The sequence below is a fragment of the Pseudomonas sp. RC10 genome (assembly GCF_038397775.1).
In the GTDB taxonomy this organism is placed as follows: Bacteria; Pseudomonadota; Gammaproteobacteria; order Pseudomonadales; family Pseudomonadaceae; genus Aquipseudomonas; species Aquipseudomonas bambusae.
Genome location: NZ_CP151650.1, coordinates 5,867,124 through 5,880,297, shown reverse-complemented (window position 1 = coordinate 5,880,297; position 13,174 = coordinate 5,867,124). Strand labels below are relative to the sequence as shown.

The 13,174-nt window shown below is 58.2% G+C and carries 10 protein-coding genes; all 10 read left to right on the top strand.

Annotated elements, in window-relative coordinates:
* Window positions 1-84 precede the first annotated feature (84 nt).
* Window positions 85-354, top strand: a complete 270-nt coding sequence (rpsO, locus tag AAEO81_RS26495) for a 30S ribosomal protein S15 (protein WP_166597054.1) — start codon at window positions 85-87, stop codon at window positions 352-354.
* Window positions 355-563: 209 nt separating this feature from the next.
* Window positions 564-2,669, top strand: a complete 2,106-nt coding sequence (pnp, locus tag AAEO81_RS26490; RefSeq protein ID WP_166597053.1) for a polyribonucleotide nucleotidyltransferase — start codon at window positions 564-566, stop codon at window positions 2,667-2,669.
* A gap of 295 nt (window positions 2,670-2,964) precedes the next feature.
* Entirely contained in the window at window positions 2,965-3,315 is a 351-nt protein-coding gene (locus AAEO81_RS26485; protein ID WP_166597052.1) for a BON domain-containing protein, read from the top strand.
* A 507-nt stretch (window positions 3,316-3,822) separates the two neighbouring features.
* Complete coding sequence (locus tag AAEO81_RS26480) at window positions 3,823-5,250, top strand: ATP-binding protein (RefSeq protein ID WP_341959961.1); 1,428 nt, start codon at window positions 3,823-3,825, stop codon at window positions 5,248-5,250.
* Window positions 5,247-5,867 (top strand): response regulator, encoded by a 621-nt coding sequence (locus tag AAEO81_RS26475; RefSeq protein ID WP_341959959.1) that lies wholly within the window; start codon window positions 5,247-5,249, stop codon window positions 5,865-5,867. Before AAEO81_RS26480 ends, AAEO81_RS26475 begins: the two co-directional genes overlap by 4 nt.
* A gap of 233 nt (window positions 5,868-6,100) precedes the next feature.
* A complete protein-coding gene (locus AAEO81_RS26470) occupies window positions 6,101-7,729 on the top strand; it encodes a methyl-accepting chemotaxis protein (RefSeq protein WP_341959957.1) in 1,629 nt (542 codons plus the stop codon).
* A 10-nt stretch (window positions 7,730-7,739) separates the two neighbouring features.
* Window positions 7,740-10,085, top strand: a complete 2,346-nt coding sequence (locus tag AAEO81_RS26465) for an EAL domain-containing protein (protein ID WP_341959956.1) — start codon at window positions 7,740-7,742, stop codon at window positions 10,083-10,085.
* A gap of 157 nt (window positions 10,086-10,242) precedes the next feature.
* Complete coding sequence (locus AAEO81_RS26460; protein WP_341959954.1) at window positions 10,243-10,608, top strand: response regulator; 366 nt, start codon at window positions 10,243-10,245, stop codon at window positions 10,606-10,608.
* A gap of 530 nt (window positions 10,609-11,138) precedes the next feature.
* On the top strand, window positions 11,139-12,137 hold the full coding sequence (locus AAEO81_RS26455; protein WP_341959953.1) for a response regulator: 999 nt from the start codon (window positions 11,139-11,141) through the stop codon (window positions 12,135-12,137).
* Window positions 12,138-12,140: 3 nt separating this feature from the next.
* Entirely contained in the window at window positions 12,141-13,097 is a 957-nt protein-coding gene (locus tag AAEO81_RS26450; protein ID WP_341959951.1) for a diguanylate cyclase, read from the top strand.
* The last annotated feature ends 77 nt before the right edge of the window (window positions 13,098-13,174 follow it).

The window sequence follows — 13,174 nt, the reverse complement described above, 5'->3', positions numbered from 1 at the left end:
CGCCTCATTTTTTAATACGAGAGTTTGCTCTCGGCCTGTTGAAATCGTCTCTCTGGAGCGGTTTCCTGATAAAAGGATTGCCTCATGGCTCTCAGCGTTGAAGAAAAATCTCAGATCGTAACCGACTACCAGCAAGCTGTTGGTGACACTGGTTCGCCAGAAGTGCAAGTTGCACTGCTGACCGCCAACATCAACAAACTGCAAGGTCACTTCAAGGCCAACGGTAAAGACCACCACTCCCGTCGTGGTCTGATCCGCATGGTAAACCAGCGTCGTAAGCTGCTGGACTACCTGAAAGGCAAAGACCTGAGCCGTTACAGCGCTCTGATCGGTCGCCTGGGTCTGCGTCGCTAATCAGCGATTGCGCTAGAGGTTGGTTGTCTGTCGTGCGTCAGAGGGTTTCCCGCTGGCGCATGGCAGGCTCCCAGCCTCAAGTTTTATCTGGATACATGTTTTATACGCTTGGCTGTACACCTGGACTGCCGCAGGGGCCGACTCCCCTCACTGCCCACGAATTCGCAAGAAACCAGTTCCCCCAAGAGCCACAAAGAAGGTAGGAAACCGTGAACCCGGTAATCAAGACGTTTCAATTCGGTCAATCGACCGTCACGCTGGAGACAGGCCGCATCGCCCGTCAGGCTTCTGGTGCAGTATTGGTCACCGTTGACGACGACGTCACCGTACTCGTGACTGTGGTCGGCGCCAAACAAGCTGACGCTGGCAAAGGCTTCTTCCCGCTGTCCGTTCACTACCAGGAAAAAACCTACGCTGCGGGCAAGATCCCTGGCGGTTTCTTCAAGCGTGAAGGCCGTCCCTCCGAGAAAGAAACACTGACGTCGCGTCTGATCGACCGTCCGATCCGCCCACTGTTTCCTGAAGGCTTCATGAACGAAGTGCAGGTTGTCTGCACCGTCGTTTCCACCAGCAAGAAAACCGATCCGGACATCGCTGCGATGATCGGTACTTCGGCTGCCCTCGCAATCTCCGGTATCCCGTTCGACGGCCCGATTGGCGCCGCTCGCGTGGCATTCCACGAAAGCACCGGCTATCTGCTGAACCCGACTTACGAGCAACTGAAAGCATCGAGCCTGGACATGGTCGTTGCCGGTACCGAAGAAGCGGTGCTGATGGTTGAATCCGAAGCCAAAGAGCTGACCGAAGACCAGATGCTGGGCGCGGTCCTTTTCGCACACGACGAATTCCAGTCGGTCATCAAGGCTGTCAAAGAGCTGGCCGCTGAAGCTGCCAAGCCAACCTGGACCTGGGCGCCTCAGCCAGAAGCCACTGCACTGCTGGGCGCTATCCGCTCCGAGTTCGGCGCTGCGATTTCCGAGGCTTACACCATCACCGTCAAGGCCGACCGTTACGCTCGCTTGGGCGAGTTGAAGGATCAGGTTGTCGCCAAGCTGGCCGTTGAGGAAGGCAGCCCGTCGGCTTCCGAAGTCAAAGCCGCTTTCGGTGAGATCGAATACCGCACCGTTCGCCAGAACATTGTTGATGGCAAACCGCGTATCGACGGCCGCGACACCCGCACCGTACGTCCGCTAAACATCGAAGTCGGCGTTCTGCCGAAGACTCACGGTTCTGCACTGTTCACCCGTGGCGAAACGCAGGCGCTGGTGGTAGCGACCCTGGGTACTGCCCGTGACGCACAACTGCTGGACACCCTGGAAGGCGAGAAAAAAGACCCGTTCATGCTGCACTACAACTTCCCTCCGTTCTCGGTGGGCGAGTGTGGTCGCATGGGTGGCGCTGGTCGTCGCGAAATCGGCCACGGCCGTCTGGCTCGCCGTTCGGTTCAGGCCATGCTGCCTGCTGCTGACGCGTTCCCGTACACCATCCGTGTCGTATCGGAAATCACCGAGTCCAACGGTTCCAGCTCCATGGCGTCGGTCTGCGGCGCTTCGCTGGCGCTGATGGACGCGGGTGTTCCGCTGAAGGCACCGGTTGCCGGTATCGCCATGGGTCTGGTTAAAGAAGGCGAGAAATTCGCTGTTCTGACCGACATCCTGGGTGACGAAGACCACCTCGGCGACATGGACTTCAAAGTGGCCGGTACCGCTAAAGGCGTTACCGCGCTGCAGATGGACATCAAGATCAAAGGCATCACCGAAGAGATCATGGAGATCGCCCTGGGCCAAGCCCTGGAAGCTCGCCTGAACATCCTCGGTCAGATGAACCAGATCATTGGCCAGTCGCGTCCTGAGCTGTCGGAAAACGCTCCGACCATGATTGCGATGAAGATCGACACCGACAAAATCCGTGACGTCATCGGCAAAGGCGGCGCGACCATTCGTGCCATCTGCGAAGAAACCAAGGCTTCGATCGACATTGAAGACGACGGCTCGATCAAAATCTTCGGCGAAACCAAGGAAGCGGCTGAAGCAGCACGTCAGCGCGTTCTGGGTATCACCGCAGAGGCAGAGATCGGCAAGATCTACGTCGGTAAGGTTGAGCGCATCGTCGACTTCGGCGCATTCGTCAACATCCTGCCTGGCAAAGACGGTCTGGTGCACATCTCGATGCTGAGCGATGCTCGCGTTGAAAAAGTCACCGACGTGTTGAAAGAAGGCCAGGAAGTCGAAGTGCTGGTACTGGACGTCGACAACCGCGGTCGCATCAAGCTGTCGATCAAAGACGTCGCTGCAGCCAAGGCATCGGGCGTTTAATCGCACGCTTCCCCTGCTGTAGAAAAAGGGCCCTTAGGGGCCCTTTTTTTTCGAGCGGAATTAAGGGCTTATGGCCCACAGCATCCGTTTTCACCCGCTTGGAACATGCATCTTGCAAGCGGAACTTTCTGTAAACGGGCAATCTGCACGATTCCCCGGGATCCACATTTTTTTAACCTGTTGATATTTATAGAAAAAAACGTCTTAAGAGGTTTGGCACAGCGCTTGCGATATACCAGTAACCCTGCTGCCAACGAGGTTGGCGCAGATTCTGAGAAAAACAGGAGTTACTCGTATGAAGAAGTTCGCTATCGCTGCTGCTACCGCCACTGCTCTGACTCTGACCCTGGCTAACGTAGCCATGGCTCAAACCTCTACTCAAGCTCCGATGATGGTTGCCGCTGGTGAAATGACCAAGGCAAAAGAAACGACCTCCGATACCTGGATCACCACCAAGGTCAAATCGGACCTGCTGACTGAAAAAGGCATTCCAGGCTCCGACATCAAGGTTGAGACCAACAAAGGTGTGGTTTCCCTGTCGTCCACCGTCGCTGTGACCGACGCGCAAAAGAAAACCGCTGTTGCGATCACCAAGAAAATCAAAGGCGTCAAAGCCGTTTCGGCTGATGGTCTGAAAGCCGAATAAAACGTTTCGAAGAACCGTACGAACGGACGATTGGCGGCCAGGGAGGTCGCCGGTTGATCGATTGAAGGTTCATGCGAAGGCCATACGGATGTGGCCATTACAAGCCCTGGTATTTATGCCGGGGCTTGTTCTATTCAGGGCCCACCCAGTTAGGGCCCACCAAGCCCGCGCGTAACCCCGCAAATGCGCTTGAGCGCACCTTTCACAACCGATCATTCCCCGACCCTGTCTCCAGACGCATTTCCTGCGTATATTTGTGTCCGGTCGGATACAACGCCGTTCCCAAGACCGCACCCGATCAAAACTTTCACCAGGATTTGCCATCCTTTCGTCGTCCTGACGGGGATGGGCCGTGGGCACCTTGACGTCCGCGATGCTGATTTGCGCTGCCCCCGATACCTCATAACAAGGCAAAACGTCGCAATGGATAATGTCCCAACTGCCCTCATGCGAGGGCTCCGGGCGGACCCTCCGCCCAGCGTGTGGTTGTGGCGCTCCGGCGCTGTGATGCTGACATTGGCCATCTTCCTTACGGACTGGCTCAGCTCGCTCGACGTCGCCATTGCCGTGCTTTATGTGACCGTCATCCTGATGTCCGAGGACCTGTTATCTAAAAGGGGGCTCGTCATTGCCACGGTCGGGTGTGGTGCGCTGACGTTGCTTGCTTACCTGTTGACCCATGGCCTTGAGTGGTCCCGCGGCACTGTGTGGCTGATACCGGCATTCGGGCGTTGCCTGGTCAGCCTCTGCGCCATTGCGATCACCGGGTTTCTGGCCCTGAAAAACAAAGCCTCCAAAGAGGCACTGCAAACGCAGGTTCGCTTGCTGCACCGCAGTGAAGTTCTGCTCGCGGGTGCTCAGCGTTTGAGCCTGACGGGCAGTATCGGCTTGAAGATGCCGAGCGCCGAAATGTGTTGGTCCGACGGCGCGCGGCGCATTTTCCAGGTGGATGAAGCGTTGAATCCCTCCTTGGAATACGTGTTCAGTCGCGTTCATCCAGAGGACATTCATGGCTTCAAACGCTTGATCCATGAGGCGTACGTTCAGCACGCCCCCGTCGATACCGAGTTTCGTCTGATCATGCCGGACGGCTCCTCCAAGTTCCTGCGAATGCTGGCTCAGCAGATCCATGACGCTTCCGGTGATTGTGAATACGTGGGCGCGTTGATGGATGTCACTGCGACCAAACTGGCTGAAGAAGCCCTGCACCGCTCCCAGGCTCAGTTGGCGCACGTCACCCGTGTGACGATGTTGGGGGAGATGGCGGCGTCTATCGCCCATGAGGTCAACCAGCCGCTGTCGGCGATGACCACCAATGCCGAGGCCGGGTTGCGTTGGCTCGATCGCGAAGTCCCGGATGTGGCAGAGGTGCGAAGTGCCATCGAGCGGATCAAGGGTGAGGCTCATCGCGCCAGCGAAGTCATCCGGCGTATTCGTGTTTTGTCACGCAAGACGGACCCCCGGCATGTCTCCACTAATTTGCAGGATGTCCTGGTCGAATCCATCGCGCTGGTGCGCAGGGAGCTCATGCGGCATCGCGTGATTCTCGACCTGAAGCCGGTGCAGGGGAGTGTGGAAGTCAAAGGGGACCGGGTGCAGTTGCAGCAGGTCATTATCAATCTGCTGATGAACGCCATGCAGGCCATGGCTGGCATGCATGGCAAGAACAGGACGCTGGCCGTGCACTTGACGGCTGCGCCACAAGGCGATGTTTTGCTCAGCATTCAAGACAACGGGCCGGGTATCTCGGCCGCGAACCTCTCCAGCTTGTTCATTCCGTTTTTCACCACCAAACCGGAAGGGATGGGCATGGGTTTGTCCATATGCCGTTCGATTATCGAAGCCCATGGCGGACGCATCTGGGTCGAAAGTGAGTTGGGGCACGGCGCGACGTTGAGTTTTTCGCTCCCCGCCAGTGAGCGCATTCGCTCATGAGTGCGGCTGAGATCACCCCGGTCGTTTTCGTCGTGGACGACGATCCTGCCATTCGGGCGGGGGTCGACAGTTTGTTGCGGTCCATGGGCATGCGGGTGCACACCTTCGCATCCGGGGCCGAGTTTCTGCAGCACACGTTCGAAGACGTGCCTTCTTGCCTCATTCTCGATGTGCGCCTGCAGGGCGAAAGCGGCCTGGATTTTCAGGTGCGGCTCACGGAAATGAAGGTGCCGCTGCCCATCGTCTTTGTCAGTGGGCACGGCGATATCGCCATGTCGGTCAAGGCGATGAAGGCCGGGGCGCTGGACTTTTTAGTGAAACCCTATCGCGAGCAGGACTTGCTCGATGCCGTGACGCTGGCGTTGCAGAAAGATGCCAGGCGGCGCGAGGCGGGCAAGACGAGCAGCCAGTTGCAGGCTCGCCATAAAACGCTGACGGCTCGGGAGCAGGAGGTCATGGCGCTGGCCGTCACGGGACTGATGAACAAGCAAATCGCTGCAGAGATCGGGCTGAGCGAAATCACCGTCAAGATTCACCGGGGGCATGCCATGAAAAAAATGCAGGCCCGGACGTTCGCCGATTTGGTAAGAATGTCGCAAGCCCTCGAAGGGCGCTGATTTCCGCAGCCTGAGTCGCATCAGCCGCCGTTCCTCGTAGCCTTTCAAAATGCCGATCTTTCCTCCGAACGGATAACCTCATACGTGAGTATGAGCGGGCCAACCTGATGGCTAATCGGCATTACTCATCAGCAGTGCTAATTTCCCCGCCGTTCCTGGAATCCGTTTTCAGGCCGCCATCAATTCGTCAACCCAATGCCTAAAGCGCACCTGGACGATAAGGGGATACGCACGTGCTTTTGAGGACAATCAGCATTGGAACCCGCGCAGCGATCGGGTTCGCGATCATCACGCTGGCCATGTTGTTCGTCGGCTTCTTCAGCCTGATGCAAATGGCCAGATTGGACAGCGCGACTAACCGGGTCAATGACATCTGGATGCCTGGCATCATCTCGGTTCAGAAGCTGTCGCTGAGTATCAATACCCTGCGCCTTGAAGGGCAGCGTCTTCGTGGATCGAGCGACCCTCAGGTACGTGACAAGAGCAAGGCGTCGATCCGCCGCGTGGAAAAGGATCTCAACGATCAACAGGCTGAGTATCGCGCTCGTCAGGTGGGGCCGGATGAAGCGGTTTTGCTGGATTCGATCAAGGGATCGCTCGACCGCTACATACCGGCATTGGATGAGGTGATTTCCCTGATCGACGCTCAGGTGCCTGATCAGGATCAACTTGAGCGTCTGAACACAACGCTGGCCACTTTGGGCGCTGACCTGACCCGTAGCATGGATCAACTGGTGAAGGTCAACGAAGCAGGCGCGAATGCCGTTGCCCGGCAAAGCCGCGAGCTGTACGGCAATATGCAGTTGATCGTCGGTCTGGTGCTGACGCTGTCGGTGGCGGTTACGGTGGCGTTGGCGTGGCTGTTGACTCGCAGTATCGTCGGCCCGATCCGGAAGGCGGTGGCCGCTGCCCAGATGATCGCCCGTGGTGATCTGAGTGGCCGCATCGATGACGCCGGGTCGGACGAGCCTGCTGCGCTGCTCCAGGCCATGGGCGACATGCAACAGCACCTGCGCTCGACCATCGAGGGCATCGGCGTTTCGGCCAGTCAACTGGCCGCTTCAGCTGAGGAAATGAGCGCCGTTATGGGCCACAGCTCCCAGGGTTTGCAGCAGCAATGTGCGCAGATCGAACAGGCAGCAACGGCAGTCACGGAAATGAGCAGCGCTGTTGACGAAGTCGCTCATAACGCCATCAGCACCTCGGAATTGTCGCAAGCGTCCGATCATCAATCGCAGAAAGGCCACGAACAGGTCAGCGAAACCATCGCGCTGATTCAAGGGCTGGCGCAGGAGGTGCTGCAAGCGTCCGCTGAAGCCGAGAGTCTGTCGCGCTATACCGATGAGATCAGTTCGGTGCTGGGTGTGATTCACAGTATTTCCGATCAAACCAACCTGCTGGCGCTCAATGCTGCCATTGAGGCGGCCAGGGCGGGGGAGGCGGGGCGTGGGTTTGCGGTGGTCGCCGATGAAGTTCGCTCGCTGGCCAAGCGCACGCAGGCCTCGACCCTGGAGATCGCGACCATGATCCAGAGCATTCAGTCCGGGACCAGTGCCACCGTGTCTGCGCTGCAAAGCAGCGCCGCTAAAGCCGGGCAAACACTGGACCGCGCACGTGCCGCGGGGTATGCGCTGGAGCAGATCACGCTGGCCATTTCCAAGATCAACGAGCGCAATCTGTTCATCGCCTCGGCCACCGAGCAACAAGCGCTGGTGGCGCGGGATGTGGATCGCAGCCTGCTGACGATTCGTGATCTGTCGACCCAGTCTGCGGCGGGTGCCACACAAACCAGCAGCGCGAGCGGCGAGCTGTCGCGGCTGGCCATCAACCTCAACGGCATGATTGCCCATTTCGCGCTATGAGCGACGTGACATGACCGATTTCGTCGCAACGAATAACCCTCAACGCATCACCTGTTTGCTCCCGCCGGAACCCGAGCCCGCTTCGGCCAAGGCGGGCCATGACCCCGTTCAGGCGTGGCCATGGGTGCTGCTGGCCGTGGCGATTGTGGGATTGCTCTGCGGTTTGCTGGGGTTGCTGTACCAACAGGCGCAGCGCCAGGCGATGTCGGACGTCGGCAACCTGAATCGCATCCTTGAGTCGCGGCTGAACGGCACTTTCTATGAAGCGCAAAGCGGCCTGCAAAGCATCGCGTCGCGCATGGATGAGGGGCCGCTTCATTCCGAGGGGAGTCCGGCGGTTCAGGCCTGGCAGTTGCGCGGGCTGGTGCGCAGATTCCCGGCCGTGGGCCATTTCGATGTGCTTGGGGCGGATGGGCGGTTTTTGTTCGACTCCGACGGCAGCAGCTCAACGTCGCCGTCGTGCACCCAGCAATTTCGCGACTCGCTCCAGCACAAGACGCCTGCCGATTTGAAAGCCATGTCGATGGTGTTGGGCAGCGATGCGCGCAGGGAAATGTTGTACATGGCGGTGCCCATCCTGGACGGCCAGCAGCGGCTGACGGGATGGATTGCGGCGAGTCAGCCGTTGAAAAATATTCTCGAAGCCATCAACCAGTTGGACGTCGGCCCTCATGGCGTCATTACGTTGCGTCGGGCGGATCAGTCGGATGCGGTGTTACGTGTGCCCGCGGCCGAGCCGCACGTCTCTCCATACCCTGCCGACGACATCGACCGGCTCATGACGGAGGGCGCCCGAGAGGGCACGGTCGTCATGAGGTCTCGGGTGGACGGGGTCAGACGGCTGTACGGCTTCAAGCGGATCGGCAATTTCCCGCTGGTTTTGGTGGTGGGTCTGGCGGGGCAAGACTATTTGCTGGGATGGAAGTACACCGCCATTGCTTCTTCTTTGGTCTGTGGTGCGTTGTACCTGCTGATTCTCGGGCTGACCCTGCGCTTGCGGACTAACCGCATTCGTCGCCAGCACGTCGTCGATGAACTGCGCGACAGTGCTTACCACGATGATCTGACCGGGTTGCCCAATCGGCGTTACCTGCTGGAGCGGGTGAACCGGGCCATCAAGGATTGCGGGCGCGGCCAGCGGTTGACGCTGATTTATCTGGATCTGGATCACTTCAAGGTCATCAATGATTCGCTTGGGCATGTCGCGGGCGACTCAATCATTCAGCATCTCGCCCTGCGTCTCGTGGCGCTCAAACCCTCGGTGGACACCGTCGCGCGGCTCAGCGGCGACGAGTTTCTGGTGCTGGTGGACGAAGACGATCACATGCTGCTGAACGAGTTGGTGGGGCGTATGCTGCGTGCGCTTCAGCAGCCGCTCGAACTGGCGGGCTACAACCTGTCGATGACCGCTTCAGCCGGCATCGCGTCCCATATCGCCCATGGCCATGATTTCGGCTCACTGCTCAAGGCCGCCGATACCGCGTTGACGCAGGCCAAACGCAACGGGCGTAACACGTGGGTGTTCTACGAGGCTGCCATGGGGACGCGGGAACTGCGTCATTTGCATGTCCAGACCGAACTGCGTCAGGCCTTCGAGCAAAAAGAGTTGCAGGTCCACTACCAGCCTCAGATCGAGTTAAAAACCGGCGCCGTTATCGGGGCCGAGGCCTTGTTGCGCTGGAACCACCCCGGCGAAGGGCCGATCGCCCCTGACGAGTTCATTCCCGTGGCCGAATCCAGCGGGTTGATACTTCCGATCAGCCGCTGGTTACTGAGCGAGGTCTGCCATCAAGCGGTAGCCTGGCAAGCGGCAGGTTTCGGCGAACTGACGGTGGCGATGAACTGCTCCGCCGTCCAGTTCCGTCAGGGCAGTATGGTTCAAGAGGTCCAGAGCGCGCTGTATGACAGCGGCCTGAAACCGGAACTGCTGGAGCTTGAGCTGACGGAGTCGATCCTGATCGAAGATTCCGCACGGGTGCTGGAAACCGTTCAGGGGCTGAAGGCGTTGGGCGTGCGCATGTCCATCGATGACTTTGGCACCGGCTATTCCAGCATGGCGTATTTGAAACGCTTTGCCGTGGACAAGCTGAAAATCGATCAGTCCTTCGTGCGGGGGCTGCTGAAAAACCCACAAGACGCCGCCATCGTGCAGGCGGTGATTACGCTGGGGCACAGCTTCGACATGAAGGTGATTGCGGAGGGCGTGGAGGACGCTGCCATTCTCGCGGCCTTGACGGCGAAGGGGTGCAACGAAGCACAGGGTTATCATTATTCCAAGGCACTCTCAGCGCCGGATTTCGACCTCTTCATGCAAGGTCGAATCGAAGCCAACTTTCTTGCGGAGCGTTGGGTGTAAGTGACAATGCCCTCGCCTTGGCGCGTTTAATCTCTCATGGAATGGCTTTGGTCTATTGCGGTCATACATTTGTATACTTCACCCACGTGGCCTGGCTGGGTAACGTGCTTTCCCCATTTGGGACCTCATACGATTTACATCGGCAAAGGTACTCCGTTTGTCCAGTTCTTCTCTGGTCGCCGTTGTCGATGATGACGCCGCCGTTCGCGACAGCCTCGACAGTCTTGTTCGTTCTCTGGGTTTTCAAGTCGCTGTCTTTTCTTCGGCCGAGGAGTTTCTGAGCACTGCCGAGTTGAATAACGTCGGCTGCCTGATTACCGACGTGCAAATGCCAAACATGAGTGGTGTTGAACTCCACGAGTATCTGACGGAAAAGAATATTCATATTCCCACCCTCTTCATCACGGCTTTTCCCGAAGAAACAGTGCGCAAGCGAGCCATGACCGGCAGTGCGCTGTGTTTCCTGGCCAAGCCTTTCCAGGCGCATGTGCTGATCGACCACTTGAGTCGGGCACTGAGCTGAACCCTATGCCTCAAACCGCGAGTGGCCGTGCTTCGGGGCAGTCAGCATCGGTGCGCACTGTCCTGGTTCACGTTGGTCGATATCATTCCATGACGTGGTGCGCGAGGCCGGGTGCTGGCAAGGACCTGGGCGTGAACCGCACCTTGGCGGGCGAATAACGCGGAACGCGTCGCAACTTAGAAATCTGACGCCTGTCGCCAACTCTTTGAAGTTAGAACAAAAAACCGTGACGGCCGCGCTTCAAAAAGAGGCATTGAACCGCGTGAGTTAGATGGCGCGAGTAAATATTGACGCCATTTAATTAACGCGCGCTATCGCGCTGCTTAATCCCATGAAAAGCACTATCACTGAGCACAGATATTGCATACTGCCATTACTTGCCGAAATGGGTGAAGATTCGACTCACTTTCTCTGCCAACAATCGGGTTGAACGAATATTCGGTCGCGGCGGACATAAGTGAGTTACACGATGGGTTGCACAGATATTCCGGGCCATGCCTGAAACTCTTTTGCCGTGAGATTGAAAAGCAATGCCCACGATTCCCTTGTTGATTTGCGACGACTCCAACATGGCGCGCAAACAGCTGATCAGGGCCTTACCTGCCGATTGGGGGGTGTCGGTCACGACAGCGACCAATGGACATGAAGGCCTTGAAGCCATTCGCCAGGGGTTGGGTCAGGTGGTGTTACTCGACCTGACCATGCCGGACATGGATGGGTATCAGGCGTTGGCCGCGATTCGTGCGGAAAATCTCCAGGCCAAAGTCATCGTGGTGTCGGGCGACGTTCAGGAAGAAGCCGTGCGCCGCACGCTTGAACTGGGTGCCCTCGCGTTTCTCAAGAAGCCCGCCGATCCGGTCGAGTTACAGCTGACCCTCCAGCGCCTCGGGCTGCTGGATCATCCCGTCAAGACAGTTGCCGTTGCGCCCAAGCTCGAACAGACGGCCATCAGCTTTCAAGACGCCTTCCGCGAAACCATCAACGTTGCCATGGGCCGTGCCGCTGCTTTGCTGGCGCGTGTGCTCGGCGTGTTCGTGCAACTGCCGGTGCCCAACGTCAACATGCTGGAGGTCGGCGAGTTGCACATGGCGCTCGCGGACGCCCAGGCCAGTGATCGGCTGACAGCGGTGTGTCAGGGTTACATCGGCGGGGGGATCGCCGGGGAAGCGCTTCTGATGTTCCACGACTCGGAAATCGGCGACATGGCGCAGTTGATGAAGATTCAGGACAGCGACTATTCCGAAAAGGAAATGCTGCTGGACCTGTCGTCGATCATCATCGGCGCCTGCCTGAGCGGCATCGCCGAGCAGATCGACATCGCGTTCTCCCAAGGGCATCCGCAGGTGCTCGGCGCTCAGAGTGGCATCGACGAGCTGATTCGCATCAACCAGCAGCGCTGGAAGAAAACCCTGGCCGTGGAAATCAGTTACAGCCTCGAAGGCCACCATATTCACTTCGACTTGTTGATGTTGTTCACCGAAGACTCGGTAGAGCGGCTCTCGCGCAAACTCGCCTACCTGATGAGCTGATTCATGAACGACCGTATCGACATCAAAGAGCTGCATTGGCTGCTGACCATCACCCAGAGCATCGACGTCGGCGTGGTGGTGCTGGATCACGAGTACCGGGTGCAGGTGTGGAACACCTTCATGGAAAACCGTTCTGGCGTGTTGCCCTATGAAGCCGCCAACCGCTCGTTCTTCGAGCTGTTCCCGGAGGTGAATCGGGACTGGCTGAAGAACAAGATCGACAGTGTGATTACCCTGGGAACCCCTGCGTTCACGATCTGGGAACAGCGGCCCTACCTGGTGCGTTTCAAGAGCTACCAGCCGATCACCGGGCAAGAAGATTTCATGTACCAGAACACCACGATGTTCCCGCTTCGCTCCACAAGCGGCGAGGTGTCTCATGTGTGCCTGGTGATCTACGACGTCACCGACGTGGCGACCAACCGCCTGCAATTGCAGCGCGCCAACAGCGAACTGCAAAAGCTGTCCAGCACCGACCGACTGACCGGGCTGTACAACCGGGGTCATTGGGAAGAGGCATTGCGGCTGGAATACGCCCGACATGTGCGTTACGGCTCGTCGGCGGCGCTGGTGATGTTCGACATCGATCACTTCAAGCGGGTCAACGACACCTACGGTCACCAGTGCGGCGACAAGGTAATTCAGCGTGTGGCCGATGTGATTCGCGAGCACATTCGCGACTCCGATATCGCCGGCCGTTACGGCGGCGAAGAGTACGCAGTGCTGTTACCCGACACCGATAAATACGGCGGCGGGATGTTTGCCGAGCGCTTGCGATTGGCGGTGGAAGCACAGGAAATCCTGCACGAAGGCGAAGTGATTCGCTGCACCATCAGCCTCGGCGTCGCCGACATGAACACCCCGCTCAGCGAACACAAGACCCTCATCGAATGGGCCGATCAGGCGCTATATGCGTCGAAGAAGAACGGGCGTAATCAGGTGTCGTTGCATGAGGTGTGATTTGGGAACGGCACCAAACCTGTAGGAGCGCGCTTGCCGGCGATTGGGGTTTGCCTGACGGCTCATTTGGCGTCTGA

Excerpts from the sequence above, each read along its gene's own strand:
- AAEO81_RS26475 (WP_341959959.1), top strand. The coding sequence starts at position 5,247 with ATGAGTGCGGCTGAGATCACCCCGGTCGTTTTCGTCGTGGACGACGAT.
- AAEO81_RS26465 (WP_341959956.1), top strand. The coding sequence starts at position 7,740 with ATGACCGATTTCGTCGCAACGAATAACCCTCAACGCATCACCTGTTTG.
- AAEO81_RS26455 (WP_341959953.1), top strand. The coding sequence starts at position 11,139 with ATGCCCACGATTCCCTTGTTGATTTGCGACGACTCCAACATGGCGCGC.
- AAEO81_RS26450 (WP_341959951.1), top strand. The coding sequence starts at position 12,141 with ATGAACGACCGTATCGACATCAAAGAGCTGCATTGGCTGCTGACCATC.
- rpsO (WP_166597054.1), top strand. The coding sequence starts at position 85 with ATGGCTCTCAGCGTTGAAGAAAAATCTCAGATCGTAACCGACTACCAG.
- AAEO81_RS26480 (WP_341959961.1), top strand. The coding sequence starts at position 3,823 with ATGCTGACATTGGCCATCTTCCTTACGGACTGGCTCAGCTCGCTCGAC.
- AAEO81_RS26485 (WP_166597052.1), top strand. The coding sequence starts at position 2,965 with ATGAAGAAGTTCGCTATCGCTGCTGCTACCGCCACTGCTCTGACTCTG.